Annotated in this window: 13 protein-coding genes and 1 riboswitch; of the genes, 6 read left to right on the plus strand and 7 right to left on the minus strand. The window is 74.0% G+C overall.

From position 1 onward, the window contains the following. Window positions 1-13: 13 nt before the first annotated feature. A riboswitch (cobalamin riboswitch) is annotated at window positions 14-99 on the minus strand. A gap of 226 nt (window positions 100-325) precedes the next feature. From ACFY4B_RS20400 to ACFY4B_RS20410, 3 genes are read left to right on the plus strand one after another with little or no spacing between them, the layout of a single operon-like run. Then, a complete protein-coding gene (locus tag ACFY4B_RS20400; protein WP_387969633.1) occupies window positions 326-1,645 on the plus strand; it encodes a cobalamin biosynthesis protein CobG in 1,320 nt (439 codons plus the stop codon). Beyond that, entirely contained in the window at window positions 1,642-2,268 is a 627-nt protein-coding gene (locus ACFY4B_RS20405) for a precorrin-8X methylmutase (RefSeq protein WP_049649824.1), read from the plus strand. Before ACFY4B_RS20400 ends, ACFY4B_RS20405 begins: the two co-directional genes overlap by 4 nt. Continuing rightward, window positions 2,265-3,782 (plus strand): precorrin-2 C(20)-methyltransferase, encoded by a 1,518-nt coding sequence (locus tag ACFY4B_RS20410; protein WP_387969636.1) that lies wholly within the window; start codon window positions 2,265-2,267, stop codon window positions 3,780-3,782. Before ACFY4B_RS20405 ends, ACFY4B_RS20410 begins: the two co-directional genes overlap by 4 nt. A 97-nt stretch (window positions 3,783-3,879) precedes the next feature. On the opposite strand, the gene ACFY4B_RS20415 is transcribed toward ACFY4B_RS20410, so the two are convergent. After that, entirely contained in the window at window positions 3,880-5,619 is a 1,740-nt protein-coding gene (locus tag ACFY4B_RS20415; protein ID WP_387969639.1) for a TIGR03767 family metallophosphoesterase, read from the minus strand. Window positions 5,620-5,954: 335 nt separating this feature from the next. Between ACFY4B_RS20415 and ACFY4B_RS20420 the strand changes: the two genes are divergently transcribed. Both ACFY4B_RS20420 and ACFY4B_RS20425 read left to right on the plus strand, forming a co-directional pair. After that, a complete protein-coding gene (locus ACFY4B_RS20420; protein WP_387969641.1) occupies window positions 5,955-7,157 on the plus strand; it encodes a cobalt-precorrin-5B (C(1))-methyltransferase in 1,203 nt (400 codons plus the stop codon). A gap of 147 nt (window positions 7,158-7,304) precedes the next feature. Further along, on the plus strand, window positions 7,305-8,834 hold the full coding sequence (locus ACFY4B_RS20425) for a UDP-N-acetylglucosamine 1-carboxyvinyltransferase (protein ID WP_049649821.1): 1,530 nt from the start codon (window positions 7,305-7,307) through the stop codon (window positions 8,832-8,834). A gap of 25 nt (window positions 8,835-8,859) precedes the next feature. On the opposite strand, the gene ACFY4B_RS20430 is transcribed toward ACFY4B_RS20425, so the two are convergent. The 6 genes from ACFY4B_RS20430 to ACFY4B_RS20455 all read right to left on the minus strand — a co-directional run bounded on the left by ACFY4B_RS20430 (window position 8,860) and on the right by ACFY4B_RS20455 (window position 13,267). Then, on the minus strand, window positions 8,860-9,366 hold the full coding sequence (locus ACFY4B_RS20430) for a dual specificity protein phosphatase family protein (protein WP_117492564.1): 507 nt from the start codon (window positions 9,364-9,366) through the stop codon (window positions 8,860-8,862). Window positions 9,367-9,410: 44 nt separating this feature from the next. Next, a complete protein-coding gene (locus ACFY4B_RS20435) occupies window positions 9,411-9,914 on the minus strand; it encodes a DinB family protein (protein WP_375873490.1) in 504 nt (167 codons plus the stop codon). 51 nt (window positions 9,915-9,965) lie between these two features. Next, entirely contained in the window at window positions 9,966-10,703 is a 738-nt protein-coding gene (locus ACFY4B_RS20440; protein ID WP_074004353.1) for a cobalt-precorrin-6A reductase, read from the minus strand. Next, a complete protein-coding gene (gene cobM / locus ACFY4B_RS20445; RefSeq protein ID WP_074004354.1) occupies window positions 10,703-11,464 on the minus strand; it encodes a precorrin-4 C(11)-methyltransferase in 762 nt (253 codons plus the stop codon). Before cobM ends, ACFY4B_RS20440 begins: the two co-directional genes overlap by 1 nt. Beyond that, the gene (gene cbiE, locus ACFY4B_RS20450; RefSeq protein WP_387969646.1) at window positions 11,461-12,762 is read right to left on the minus strand and encodes a precorrin-6y C5,15-methyltransferase (decarboxylating) subunit CbiE; all 1,302 of its coding nucleotides are present in this window, start codon (window positions 12,760-12,762) and stop codon (window positions 11,461-11,463) included. Before cbiE ends, cobM begins: the two co-directional genes overlap by 4 nt. Window positions 12,763-12,823: 61 nt before the next feature. Beyond that, window positions 12,824-13,267, minus strand: coding sequence for a gamma-glutamylcyclotransferase family protein (locus tag ACFY4B_RS20455; protein ID WP_387969648.1), 444 nt, complete (start codon window positions 13,265-13,267; stop codon window positions 12,824-12,826). A gap of 132 nt (window positions 13,268-13,399) precedes the next feature. On the opposite strand from ACFY4B_RS20455, the gene ACFY4B_RS20460 reads away from it, so the two are divergent. Beyond that, window positions 13,400-14,524: an EamA family transporter gene (locus ACFY4B_RS20460; RefSeq protein WP_387969651.1), complete on the plus strand. Its 1,125-nt coding sequence runs from the start codon at window positions 13,400-13,402 to the stop codon at window positions 14,522-14,524. Window positions 14,525-14,552 lie beyond the last annotated feature (28 nt).

Genomic DNA, 14,552 nt, shown 5'->3' on the forward strand with positions numbered 1-14,552 from the left:
TGGAGGACGGCAGGAGTTCCTGGCTCCCGCGGCCGACCGGTCTACCGGTGAACCGCGGTCACAGTGGCGGGACCGCACCGGGTTCGCACCGGTTTCCTCCCCTGCGCCGTCGCTGGCGTGCGGACGGTCCGTGAGGGACCGCCCGCCAGCATCGTACGGGGTGCGGCTGACCTGGGGGAGGGTGAGCTTTCGGACGTCCGGCCGACGGGGCTCGGATGTCCGGCGGACGGGGGCTCGGGGTGTCCGGCAGGTGCGGCAGGGGCGGGGCCGGGGTGTGATGCAGCGGACGGAGGCAAGCGATCGGATCATCTGTATGCTCGCCGCCATGCCACCGACACCCGACGCCACCGCGCCGGGCGCCGCAGGACCCGACCGGGAGGTGCCCGACCGGGGGCGTGCGGACGCCTGTCCCGGAGCACTTCGTCTGCATACGGCCGACGACGGCGCCCTCGCCCGGATCCGCCTGCCCGGCGGCCTGCTGACGGACCGTCAGGCCCTCGCGCTGGCCGAGGCCGCCGAGGCCCTCGGCGACGGCGAGTTGGAGACCACCTCGCGCGGCAACGTCCAGCTGCGCGGCCTGGCCCCGCACTGCGCGGCCGAGCTCGCCGACCGGCTGCGCGCCGCCGGGCTGCTGCCCTCGGACACCCACGAGCGGGTCCGCAACATCGTCGCCTCGCCGACGGCCGGACTGGACACCGCCGCCGAGGGAGCCGTCGGCAACGCCGATGTGCAGTCCTGGGTACGGGAGTTGGACGCGCGGCTGTGCGCCGCCGACTGGGCGGCCGGGCTGTCCGGCAAGTTCCTGTTCGCACTGGACGACGGGCGGGGCGACGTCGCCGCGCTCGACGCCGATGTGACATTGGTCGCAGGCCCGGACGGCACGCGGTTGCTGCGCCTCGGACGCGACGGACACGGACACCCGGTCGAGTCCGGGCGGGAGGTCACGGCCGTGCTGGACGCGGCCCGCTCCTTCCTGGCGGCGCTGCGGACGCACGGGCGCAAGGCCTGGCACCTGCGCGAGGTCCCCGAACTGCTGCCGGCCGGCACGGTGCCGCTGCCCGCCTTCGCCGGCAGCGCGCCCGCCGTCGGCGCGCTGCGCGGCGGGCTCTCGGTGGGGCTGCGGTTCGGCCGGGCGAGCGCCGGGCAGTGGCGGACGCTGGTCGCCGCCTCGGCCGGTGAGCTGCGGCTGACCCCCTGGCGCGGGGCGGTGCTGCCCGGCGCCCCGGCCGACCGGCTGCCCGGGCTCGCCGCGGCCGGCTTCCGCACCGAGCCCGGCTCGGCCTGGGAGCGGGCCACCGCCTGCACCGGGCTGCCGGGCTGCGCCAAGTCGCTGGCCGACGTCCGTACGGACGCGGCCCGGGCGCTGGATGCCGGTGCCGCGGTGAGGACCGGCGCCGGCCCCGATGGTCTGCTGCCCGTCCACTGGTCGGGCTGTGAACGGCGCTGCGGCCACCCGGCCGGGCGGTGGGTGGACGTGCTCGCCACGGGGCGCGGCTACCGGGTGACGGTGAACGGGGCGAACGCCGACGTGCCGGGGCCCGATGCGGCGAAGGCCCATGAGATGAACGCCGTTGTGACGAACGCCGTTGTGACGAACGAGGAGATGGCCGAGGCGGTCGCCGAGGCCAGGAGGACCACGAAGTGATCGAGTACGAGAAGGACGGCGCGTCCATCTACCGCCAGTCCTTTGCCACCATCCGCGCGGAGGCCGATCTGGCCGCCCTCCCGGCGGACGTCTCCCAGGTCGCGGTGCGGATGATCCACGCCTGCGGGATGGTCGACCTGGTCGAGGACCTGGTGTACTCGCCCGGTGTGGTCGCCTCCGCGCGCGCCGCGCTGCACGCGGGTGCGCCCATCCTCTGCGACGTCAACATGGTCGCGAGCGGCGTCACCCGTCGGCGGCTGCCGGCCGACAACGAGGTGATCTGCACCCTCACCGACCCCTCGGTGCCCGAACTCGCCCGCACGATGGGCAACACCCGCAGCGCCGCGGCCATGGAGCTGTGGCTGCCCCGGCTGGAGGGCGCGGTGGTCGCCGTCGGCAACGCCCCGACCTCGCTGTTCCGGCTGCTGGAGATGATCGAGGCGGGCGCACCGCGACCGGCCGCGGTGATCGGCGTCCCGGTCGGCTTCATCGGCGCCGCCGAGTCCAAGCAGGCCCTGGCCGAGCACCCGTCCGGCCTGGAGCACCTGGTGGTGCGCGGTCGGCGCGGCGGCAGTGCGATGGCCGCCGCCGCCATCAACGCGATTGCGAGCGAAGAAGAGTGACGGACCGTCAGAGCACCACGGGTCGGCTGTACGGCGTCGGGCTCGGCCCGGGCGACCCGTCGCTGGTGACCGTCCGCGCCGCCGAACTCATCGGCAAGGCCGACGTGGTGGCCTACCACAGCGCCCGGCACGGCCGGTCCATCGCACGGTCGATCGCCGAACGGTATCTGACGGACGGTCAGATCGAGGAGAAGCTGGTCTACCCGCTCACCGTCGAGACCACCGACCACCCGGGCGGCTACCGCGGCGCGTTGGACGACTTCTACGAGGAGGCCGCCGCCCGGCTGGCCGCCCACCTGGACGCCGGGCGCGACGTGGTCGTCCTCGCCGAGGGAGACCCGCTCTTCTACGGCTCCTACCAGCACATGCACAAGCGGCTCGCGCACCGCTACCCGACCGAGGTGGTGCCGGGCGTGACCTCGCTCAGCGCGGCCGCGGCCCGGCTCGGGCAGCCGCTGACCGAGGCCGAGGAGACGCTCACCGTCATCCCCGGCACGCTGCCCGAGGAGGAGCTGACGGCGCGGATCGCGGCCGCCGACTCGGCCGTGATCATGAAGCTGGGGCGCACCTTCCCGACCGTCCGCCGGGCCCTGGAGCGGGCCGGGCGGCTGGCGGACGCGCAGTACGTGGAGCGGGCCTTCATGGCGGGGGAGCGGATCGCGCCGCTCGCCGAGGTCGACGGCGACACGGTGCCGTACTTCTCGGTCGCGGTGCTGCCGAGCAAGGTCGCGCCGCTGGAGCCGGAGGTCCGGCTGTCGGACGGCGTCGGCAGCGTGACCGTGGTCGGCACCGGGCCGGCCGGGCCGCTCTGGCTGACCGCCGAGGCGCGCGGCGCGCTCTCCGAGGCCACCGACCTGGTCGGCTACACCACCTACCTGGACCGGGTGCCGGAGCGGCCGGGGCAGCGGCGGCACGGCTCGGACAACAAGGTGGAGTCGGAGCGCGCCGAGTTCGCCCTGGAGCTCGCCCGGCGCGGGCACCGCGTCGCGGTGGTCTCCTCGGGTGACCCGGGGGTGTTCGCGATGGCCACCGCCGTGCTGGAGGTCGCCTGCGAGGAGGCCTACCGGGACGTCCCGGTGCGGGTGCTCCCCGGGATGACCGCCGCCCACGCGGCCGCTTCCCGGGCCGGCGCCCCGCTCGGGCACGACTACGCGACGGTGTCGCTCTCGGACCGGCTCAAGCCGTGGGACGTGGTGGCGAAGCGGCTGCGGGCCGCGGCCGAGGCGGACCTGGTGCTCGCCCTGTACAACCCGGGCTCGAAGTCCCGGACCACCCAGGTCGGGCTCGCCCGGGACCTGCTGCTGGAGTACCGGGCACCCGAGACCCCGGTGGTGATGGCCCGCGACGTCGGCGGCCCGACCGAGCGGGTGCGGATCGTCCGACTGGGCGAGCTGGACCCGGGGATGGTCGACATGCGGACCATCCTGCTGATCGGCTCCTCGCAGACCCGGGCGGTCGAGCGGGGCGGCGGCGTGGAGGTCGTCTGGACGCCGCGGCGGTACCCGGAGGAGTGACAGGTGACAGATGACAGCGAACAGATTTCATCATCTGTTCGCTGTCATCTGTTCTCTGTTCGCTGGTATCCGTTCCCTGTTCTCCGGCTGCCGACCGCTACCGGGTCGGCTTGGTGAGCAGCAGCTCCGTGTTGTGGTCCCCGCCCGCGCCCAGCAGCGCCGCCGGGCGGCCGTTCGGGTCGTTGTACGACAGCTCGCGGTAGAGCGCCGCGAGGTTGGCGTCCGAGGTGCCGCCGAAGTCCGTCCCGTACGGGGCGGAGGACTCGATCAGCGTGGTGAACAGCGAGAGCGTGCCGTCCCCGTTGTCCGCGATCTCGATGATCCGCCCGTGCTGCGGGTAGTCGATGTGCGAGGCGGTGTTGATCTCCCAGAACGCCCGCTCCGGCACCGCGTGGCCGTGCGGCGTGATCTTGTTCATGTGGGTGTGCCCGTTCACCCACGCGACCACGTTCGGGTAGCGCTGGAGCAGTGCCACCAGCTCGTTGCCGTCGTGCCGCCCCTCGAAGATGTTGCGCGGGTCCGGCAGCAGGTTGCCCATCGTGCCGCTGGTGTGGTGGCTGAAGAGCAGGATCAGCTCGTCCGTGCTCCCGCCGGTCACCCTGCGCCCGTCGGCGTCGTACCAGTGCCCGCTGTGCGCCTGCAACTGCTGCTCCAGCCAGCGCAGTTGCGCGGTGCCCAGCGAACCGTCGGCGAACCCGGCCTGGTTGGTGGTGTCCAGGCTGATGCCGACCACCTTCTCCGAGATGCGGAAGGTGTAGTAGAGCTTGCCGCTGTTCGCCATGTCCGAGGTGAAGCCGTGCCCGTACGGGCCGGCGCCGGTGACCGCCGGGTTCAGGTGGGCCTTGGCGAACTCCTTGAGCGTGAACGGCCGGCGGCGCTCGTCCGGGGTGACCTTGCGGACCAGGTCGCCACTGGCGATCAGCTTCGCCAGCAGCAGCACGGCGCCCGCCGGGTCGCGGCGCAGCGAGTCCGTCAGCTGGGCGGCCGTGGCGTCGTCGCAGCCCTCCAGCTTGTACTGGCCGGTGTACAGGTCGTTCAGCAGTCCGAGGTCCGGCAGCGAACCCTCGATGCTGTCGTCGTGGTTGCCGACCGTGGTGTACCAGGGCGTGCGCAGGCCCGGCGCGTCGAAGGGGCGGCCGGCGGCGGACAGGAAGCCGGCTATCTGCGGGAAGCCCTTCGCCTTGTAGCCGTCGTTGTAGGAGAGTTCGGGGTTCCAGTAGGCGGCGTTGCCGGAGTTCTGCACACCCTCGTAGCGGCTGAGGTCACCGGTGTTCTGGGCCAGCCGTCCACCGCCCATGACCTTGAGGTACCAGTCGAGTTCGGCGAGCTCGTGGTTGTCGGTGTTGTCGCCGGTGGCCATCACCATGCTGAACGGCATCCCGGTGTAGGGGCCGCCGGCGAGCGAGTTGACCCGCTCGACGAGGGCCGAGACACCGCGGGCGTTCAGGGCCTCCTGCGGCCGGTACGCGCTGCCGTTGAGCTTGGCCAGGTACTCGAAGCGCACCGGGGACTCGGTGTCCACCAGGTGCAGGTCGCTGAACTGGACGAAGCTGGCCAGCCCGGTCCGGCGGTCGTCCCGCCCGGTGGTCGCCGACGCCAGGTCGCCGCGCACCACCAGCGGCCAGCCCGGCCCGGCCGTCAGCCGCTTGTAGCCGCCGGTGCCGACCGGCGTGGCCACCTGCTCCAGCGTGGTCCCGGTGACCCTGACCGCCCGCGCGGCCGTCGTCGCCAGGGCCTGGTCGCGCGCCGCGGCCGAGGCGAACTGCGCGCCGCCCAACGACAAGGCCGACCAGGCGGCGGCCACCGACGTACCGGTGAGGAACGTACGCCGACTCATCCCTGCCACAAAAACCCCCACATGCTGGTGGCCCGGCGGGGCAGTCGACCCCGGCCGGGCCCACGTCTGTCATGAACCCGCTTCTGGCGGACCGCCAGATTACTCACTGGTAGCCGCGGCGGGCGAGGCCCGTGCGGAGAACTCTTCGGGAACGCGGGACGGCGCGACCCTCCGCAACTCGTGCACGAGGGGTTCCACCGAGCGGGGCGAGGCGCGGCCGCCGCCACCCCGGTCGGGCCCCACCAGGGCCGGTGGGGGAAAATCGGCGACGGCGTCCGGTGCGGCCGCCGGAGCGGAGCAAGGACGGCGCGGGCGCCGTCGGAAACGGGGCGCAGGTGGCCGCAGCGGGATCCGAGGCGGGAGCCGGGGTCGGCGCCGGAGCGGGCGGCCGGGCCGGCCAGCTGAAGAGCAGCGGCCTGCGGCCCGGCTGGACGACGGGCGCCTGCGCCACCGCCGCCACCAGGGCCGCGTACACCGCGCTGCTCACCGGCGAGTTCCCGGACCCGGTGGTCATCACCCTCCCCAAGGGGCAGCAGCCCGCCTTCGCCCTCGCGGCCGAGCAGCTGACCGTCGCCGAGGAGCCGACCGCAGCCGAGCAGCAGACCGGCCTCGGCGGGCGGATCACCGCCATGGCCGGGGTGGTCAAGGACGCGGGCGACGACCCCGACGTCACCCACGGCGCGCTGATCCGCTCGACCGTACGGTCCGGCGAGCCCGGCACCGGGGTGGTGTTCCGGGCCGGCCCCGGGGTGGGGACGGTCACCAAGGCCGGCCTGCCGCTGCCCGTCGGCGAACCCGCGATCAACCCGGTGCCCCGGCAGATGATCCGGGACGCCGTCGCCGAGGTGGCCGCCGCGCACGGTGGCAGCGGGGACGTGGTGGTCGAGATCGCGGTCGACCACGGCGAGGAGATCGCCCGCTCCACCTGGAACCCCCGGCTCGGCATCCTCGGCGGCCTGTCCATCCTCGGTACGACCGGGGTGGTCGTCCCCTACTCCTGCTCGGCCTGGATCGACTCGATCCGCCGCGGCGTGGACGTGGCCCGCGCGGCGGGGCGCACCCACGTGGCCGGCTGCACCGGCTCGACCTCGGAGAAGGTCGCGGTCGCGGAGCACGGGCTGCCCGAGGACGCGCTGCTGGACATGGGCGACTTCGCCGGTGCGGTGCTCAAGTACCTCAAGCGCCACCCGGTGCCCCGGCTGACCATCGCGGGCGGCTTCGCCAAGCTGTCCAAGCTCGCGGCGGGCCACCTCGACCTGCACTCGGCGCGCTCCCAGGTGGACAAGGGCTACCTGGCCGGACTGGCCCGCCGGGGCGGCGCGGACGAGGCGCTGGCCGAGGCGGTCGCGGGCGCCAACACCGCGCTGGAGGCCGTGCAGTTGTGCCGTGCGGCCGGGGTGCCGCTCGGGGACCTGGTCGCCGAGGCGGCCCGGGCGACGGCGCTCAGCGTGCTGGTGGGCTCGCCGGTCGCGGTGGACGTCATCTGCATCGACCGCGCGGGCACCGTCGTCGGCCGGGCGGAGCCGCTCGGGCCGTGACAATGTCACGGGTGTCACGACGGCGCGACAACATCGCCCGGTGACGTGAAGAACTGACGCCCAAACAGGGCAAGAATCGGACAAATGGAGCAGTAGGGCGGCCCCCCGGTTCTGTCGCCATCTCAACCATGAGATATCGTCTGGCGAGTGACAGGCGACTACCTCACCCGTATCGGCACCCTCATCCGTACCGCGCGCCAGCACCGCGGCTGGTCCCAGGCGCAGCTCGGCGAAGCCCTCGGAACCAGCCAGAGCGCGGTCAACCGCATCGAACAGGGCAAGCAGAACGTCAGCCTTGAGATGATCGCCCGCATCGGCGAAGCCCTCGACAGCGAGATCGTCTCCCTCGGCTACTCCGGCCCGATGCACCTGCGCGTCGCCGGCGGCACCCGGCTCTCCGGCGCGATCGACGTCCGCAGCAGCAAGAACGCCTGCGTGGCGATCCTCTGCGCCTCGCTGCTGACCACCGGCCGCACCACGATCCGCAGCGTCGCCCGGATCGAAGAGGTCTACCGCATCCTCGAGGTGCTCACCAGCATCGGCGTCAAGAGCCGCTGGATCAACGAGGGCCGCGACCTCGAACTCACCCCGCCCGCCGAGCTCGACCTCGCGGCGATGGACGTCGAGGCGGCCCGCCGCACCCGCAGCGTGCTGATGTTCCTCGGCCCGCTGATGCACCGCGCCCAGCGCTTCGCCATCCCGTACGCCGGCGGCTGCGACCTCGGCACCCGCACCGTGCAGCCGCACCTGACCGCGCTGCGCCGCTTCGGCCTGGAGGTCGCCACCACCGGCGGCGCCTACCACGCCTCGGTCGAGCCGGGCACCCCGCAGGACCGCCCGATCGTCCTGACCGAGCGCGGGGACACCGTCACCGAGAACGCCCTGCTGGCCGCCGCCCGGCACGACGGCGTCAGCGTCATCCGCAACGCCTCGCCCAACTACATGGTCCAGGACCTCTGCTTCTTCCTGGAGAAGCTGGGCGTGCGGATCGAGGGCATCGGCACCACCACCCTCACCGTGCACGGCGTCCCGGAGATCACCTGCGACGTCGACTACACCCCGGCCGAGGACCCGGTGGAGGCGATGAGCCTGCTGGCCGCCGCCGTCGTCACCTCCTCCGAGCTGACCATCCGCCGGGTGCCGATCGAGTTCCTGGAGATCGAGCTCGCGGTGCTGGAGGGCATGGGCCTCGACTACGACCGCACCCCCGAGTACCGGGCCCACAACGGTCAGACCCGACTGGTCGACCTCACCGTGCGCCCCTCCAAGCTGACCGCGCCGATCGACACCATCCACCCGATGCCGTTCCCCGGCATCAACATCGACAACGTGCCGTTCTTCGCCGCCATCGCCGCGGCCGCGCACGGCACCACGATGATCCACGACTGGGTGTACGACAACCGCGCGATCTACCTGACCGAGCTGACCCGCCTCGGCGCCGACGTCAAGCTCCTGGACCCGCACCGCGTACTGGTCCAGGGCCCCACCCGCTGGCGCGCCGCCGAGATGATGTGCCCGCCGGCCCTGCGCCCCGCCGTGGTCATCCTGCTCGCCATGCTCGCCGCCCAGGGCACCTCCGTCCTGCGCAACGTCTACGTCATCAACCGCGGCTACGAGGACCTCGCCGAGCGCCTCAACTCCATCGGCGCCCGGATCGAGACCTTCCGCGACATCTGACCGACCGTCACACCGCTGGCCGGCCTCACCCGTTGAGCCCGGCCAGCAGCACGGAAACCTCCAACCCGGTGTTCAAGTACTCCACGAACACCGGGTTGTCCAGTGCCCAGGGCGAGCGCCGTTCCCGGACCAGTCGGACCGCCTCGCCGCACTCGTGGCCGAGGCCGATCAGGGCCTGTGCCACCACCAGGCCCGAGCGGTTGTACCCGGAGTGGCAGCGCACCAGCGTCCGACGGCCCCGGCGGACGGCGGCCGCGGTGAGCTCGGCCGCCTCCTCGACGGCGAGCAGCTGACCGGGGGCGAGCGGGGCGTCGGGCATCTCCCGGACGACGTGCTCCACCCCCGGTGCCGGGCCGTGCCCGGGGCGCGTGAACAGGCTGACCACCAGGTCGAACTCGGTCCGTACGATGGCGGGTTCCAGCTCGCCGCCGGGCGGGGTGAAGTAGTGCCCGCCCATCCAGAGCCCGGGAACGATCTCGTTCCAGGGCTCGGACGGCCCGGGCGTCCCACGTTCCTTCTGGCGGGTCCGCACTGCCTGCTCCCTCTCGGCCGGTCCGGCTGGTGAATCCGCTCGTGCTACTCGCCGGTGGTGCCGTCGAGGTGTTCGCGGAGGAGGTCGGCGTGGCCGTTGTGGCGGGCGTACTCCTCGATCATGTGGGTGAGGATCCAGCGCAGCGAGAAGACCTCCTCGCCGTAGTGGCCCAGGACGTCCAACGACTCCGCGGCGGCCACGAGTTCCCTGGCGTGGTCGCACTCGCGGCGCCAGATCGCGAAGGCCTCGTCGGGGTCGGCGGTCTCGGCGTCGAACTCGGCGAAGGAGCCGTCGGGGTGCGCCCAGAAGCCGCGCGCGTCCTCCTTGTTGAGGACGTTGCGGAACCAGCTGCGCTCCACCTCGGCGAGGTGGCGGACCAGCCCGAGCAGGGAGAGCCCGGACGGCTCCAGCACGCGGGCGCGGAGCTGCTCCGTGGTGAGGCCCTCGCACTTCATCGCGAGGGTGTCGCGCTGGTAGTCCAGGAAGCCTGCCAGTGTGGCGCGTTCGTCGGCGGTGCGGGGGGTCTGCGTGCGCTGATCATCGGTCATCGGGCCATCCTGCCCGCCATCCGACGGGCCCGCCGCCCAATTTCCCCGCTCCTAGCCCAGGTGCTCCAGCCAGCGCAGTGCGCCCGGGACGTCGGGTGCGACGGGGACGCCTTCGGGTACGGGTGGGCGCTCCACGATGATGACGGGCAGGCCCAGTCCGCGGGCGGCGGTCAGTTTGGGGGCGGTCGCGGCGCCGCCGCTGTCCTTGGTGACCAGGACGTCGATGTCGTGCCTGCGCAGCAGCGCCTCCTCGCCCTCGATCGTGAACGGGCCGCGGTCCAGCAGGACTTCGAACGAGGGCGGCAGCGGGGGCTCGGGCGGGTCCACCGAGCGGGCGAGGAAGTGGACGCCGTCGAGGTGGGCGAAGGCGGCGACGCCCTGCCGGCCGATGGTGAGGAAGACCCGTTCCCCGCGCCGGGGCAGCAGTTCGGCGGCCGCGGCGAGCGAGGGGGCGGGGAGCCAGTGGTCCCCGTCGACGCGGGTGAAGCCGGGGCGGCGCAGCACCAGCAGGGGGACGCCGGTGGCGGCGGCCGCGAGGGCGGCGTTGTGCGAGATGCCGGCGGCGAACGGGTGGGTGGCGTCCACCACCGCGTCCACGCGTTCCGTGCGCAGCCAGTCGGCCAGGCCCTCCGGTCCGCCGAAGCCGCCGATCCGCACCTCCCCGGCGGGCAGCCGGGGTCGGGCGACCCGGCCGGCCAGCGAGCTGGTGACCCGGAGGGCGGTGGGGGCGAGTTCGGCGGCCAGCGTCCGCCCCTCGGTGGTCCCGCCGAGGACCAGGACGTGTCGCATCACGCCCCGCAGGGCTCGTGCGGGCGCTCGCGGTCCGCCGAGTAGAGGTGGCTGTCGCGGAACTGCTCGGCGGCCAGGGTGCGGCCGACGATGATGACGGCGGTGCGGACCACGCCCGCGGCCTTGACCTGCTCGGCGATGTCGCCGACGGTGCCGCGCAGCACCAGCTCGTCGGGGCGGCTGGCCATCGCGACGACGGCGACCGGGCAGTCGGCGCCGTAGTGCGGGAGCAGCTGCTCGACCACGTCGTCCACGTACCCGGCGGCCAGGTGCAGCACCAGCAGGGCGCCGCTGCGGCCGAGGGTGGCGAGGTCCTCGCCCTCGGGCATCGGGGTGGCGCGCTTGGCGATCCGGGTGAGGATGACGGTCTGGCCGACGGTCGGGACGGTCAGCTCCCGCTTCAGCGCGGCCGCGGCGGCGGCGAAGGCGGGCACGCCGGGGACCACCTCGTAGGGCACGCCGGCCGCGTCCAGGCGGCGCATCTGCTCGGCGACAGCGGAGAAGACGGACGGGTCGCCGGAGTGCAGCCGGGCCACGTCCTGGCCGGCCTCGTGCGCGGCGACCAGCTCGGCGGTGATCTGGTCCAGGTTGAGCTGCGCGGTGTCGATCAGCCGGGCGCCGGGCGGGCACTCGTCCAGCAGTTCGCGCGGGACGAGGCTGCCCGCGTACAGGCAGACCTCGGCGCGGGCCAGGATGCGCTGGCCGCGCAGGGTGATCAGGTCGGCGGCGCCCGGGCCGGCTCCGATGAAGTGGACGGTCACGAGGCGTTCTCCTGAAGGGGGTTGTCGGACGTGCGGGCTTCGGCGGCGCGGGCTTCGGTGGTGCGGTCCTCGGCGGCACGGGCGTCGGGCTTGACGGCGGACCACTGGGTGACCGGCATGGCCTGCCGCCAGCCGGTGAAGCCGCCCACGGGGACGGCGTGGGCGACGGCGAGCTTGACGAGCTCCCCGCCGTGGCGCCGGTACCACTCGGTGAGCAGCGCCTCGGACTCCAGCGTCACGGTGTTGGCGACGATCCGGCCGCCGGGGCGCAGCGCGGCCCAGCAACTCTCCAGCAGGCCGGGCGCGGTGAGGCCGCCGCCGATGAACACGGCGTCGGGGGCGGGGAGTCCGGCGAGCGCGGCGGGGGCGGGGCCGGTCGCCACCCGGAGCCGGGGCACGCCGAGCGCGGCGGCGTTGCGGGTGATCCGCTCGGCCCGGACCGGGTCGCGTTCGACGCTGACGGCCCGGCAGTCGCGGTGGGCGCGCAGCCACTCGATGGCGATCGAGCCGGAGCCGCCGCCGACGTCCCAGAGCAGTTCTCCGGGGGAGGGGGCGAGCGTGGCGAGGGTCGCGGCGCGGACGTGGCGCTTGGTGAGCTGGCCGTCGCTCTCGTACGCGGTGTCGGGCAGACCGGGGACGAGGGAGGTGCGGGGGCCGTCGCCGAGGTCGACGGCGATGACGTTCAGCGGGTCGCCGGGCGGGTGCGGCCAGCCGTCGGCGGGGCCGTCCAGGTGGCGTTCGGCCGGGGCGCCGAGCTGTTCGAGGACCCGCAGGCGGGCGGTGCCGTAGCCGCGGGCGGTGAGCAGTCCGGCGACGGCGGCCGGGGTGGCGGAGTCGGCGCTGAGCACCAGCAGGCGGCGGCCGGGGTGGAGGGCGAGCGAGAGGGTGTCCAGCGGTCGGCCGACCAGGCTGACGACCTCGGCGGCCTCCAGCGGCCAGCCGAGCCGGGCGCAGGCGTAGGAGACGGAGGAGGGGTGCGGCAGGACGCGCAGGCGCTCGGCGCCGACGGTCTCGGCGAGGGTGCGGCCGATGCCGTAGAACATCGGGTCGCCGCTGGCCAGGACGGCGGTGCGGCGGCCGGCGTGGGCGGCGAGCAGCCCGGGGACGGCGGGGCGCAGCGGGGACGGCCAGGGGACGCGCTCGGCGGCGACCTCGTCGAGGGGGAGCAGGTCCAGCTGGCGGGGGCCGCCGACGACGACCTCGGCCTCCCGCAGCACGGCCCGGGAGCCGACGGCGAGGCCGGGCCAGCCGTCGGCCCCGATCCCGACGACGGTGATCGGGGGTGGCAGCTCGGGCACCGGGTGGCTCCTCGTCGTTCGAATGGGTCAATGAGTGGGAAATCTGACTGGCCGGGGCAGCCTACCTGGCGGTCTGTCCCCCACCGGCTCCCCAGTCCCCCGACTCGATCAGCGCCGGCCGCTCCCGCAAGCGCGCCTCGGCCCTCGGCCCGGCGAGGTAGACCCAGGCCGCCCGCGGCTCGCCCGTCGCGGTCCGCACCGTCATCCGCCGCCGGACGTACAGCCCGGTCCCGTCGGCCCGGCACTCCTCCAGCCGGTCCAGGGCCTCCAGGGCTCCGGCGTACGCGCCAGGGCGTACGGTGACGAGCTCACCCACGATCCGACGTCCGGGCGCCGGGTCCGGCACCGCGTACGGGAAGCCGGGGCCCTCGTGCAGCGCGGCGCCGTCCAGCACGGCCGGGCGGACGTCGGCGCAGCGCCCGGCCAGGTGGACGGCATGATTGCGGCCGCCGCTGCGCAGGGTGCCGTACACGAAGAACGGCAGGGCCTCCTCGGATGCGGACACGGGTTCGACCTCCTCGCTGGGGAGCGTTCACGGTACGTCCCGCGGTCCGGTTCCTGATACCGACTGGCGCACCGGGCCGTCCATGCGCTGTCATGTCGGATGTTCGGCCAGTACCGTCCAAGGGGGACACACATGACACCGCCCGCTTCACCCTCCCAACCGGCCGCGACCCCCGGCTCAGCCCCCGACACCCCCGCCACCACCAAGGCCGGAGCCGAAGCCAGGACCGAAGCCAGGACCGAGGCCGGGGCCAAGGCCGGGGCGAGCCCCGTTCCCCGCCTCGGCGGCGCGGTCTGGCTGGCCCTCCTCGTGGTCTACATCGTCTGGGGATCGACCTACCTGGCGATCCGGGTCGCGGTCGAGACGATGCCCTCCTTCCTCTCCGCCAGCGCCCGCTTCCTCACCGCCGGCCTGCTGCTGGCCGGCTACCTCCTGGTGCGCCAGGGCCCGGCCGGTCTGAAGGTGACCCGGCGCCAGCTGGCCTCCTCCGCCCTGGTCGGGCTGCTGCTGCTGACCGGCGGCAACGGACTGGTGGTCCTGGGCGAGACCTCCGTCCCCTCCGGCCTGGCGGCCCTGCTGGTGGCTGCGGTCCCGCTGTGGATGGTGGTGCTGACGGCGTTCGGCGGCGATCGCCCGAAGCCCGCCGAGCTGGCCGGGGTGCTGCTCGGACTGGTCGGCCTCGGCGTCCTGTCGGCCCCCGCGATCGGCGGGTCGATCGAGCCGGGCGGCGTGATCCTGATCATCGGCGCCACCCTGCTCTGGGCGACCGGCTCCTTCGTGAGCAAGAAGATCCCGATGCCCGGCAACGTGCTCGCCGCGAGCGCCTACCAGATGCTGGCCGGCGGCCTCGGCGACCTGCTGGTCGGAGTGGGCCGCGGCGAGCAGCACGGGGTGGACCTCGGGGCGGTCTCCGGCCGGTCCTGGCTGGCCCTCGCCTACCTGGTGGTGTTCGGTTCGCTGCTCGCCTTCACCGCGTACGCCTGGCTGCTGCGCTCCGCCCCGCTGACCCTGGTGGCCACGTACGCGTACGTGAACCCGGTGGTCGCGGTGCTGCTGGGCTGGCTGATCCTGGCCGAGCCGCTGACCGGCCCGACCCTCGCGGGCGGCGCGATCGTGGTGGCGGGCGTCTGCCTGGTGGTGAGCGTCAGCCGGCGTCCGGGCCGCTCATCGAGTGCCGGGAGCCGAGCCCGTCCGGCGGAAACGGCCGATCCGGTCGATCCGTCCAGGTCGGTGAATGGGCCGTCCGCCCGTAGCTGAGCACGACGTCCGCACGTTCGAAGACGTC

Origin of the sequence: Kitasatospora sp. NPDC001261, from assembly GCF_042896795.1 — a bacterium.
Classification (GTDB): domain Bacteria; phylum Actinomycetota; class Actinomycetes; order Streptomycetales; family Streptomycetaceae; genus Kitasatospora.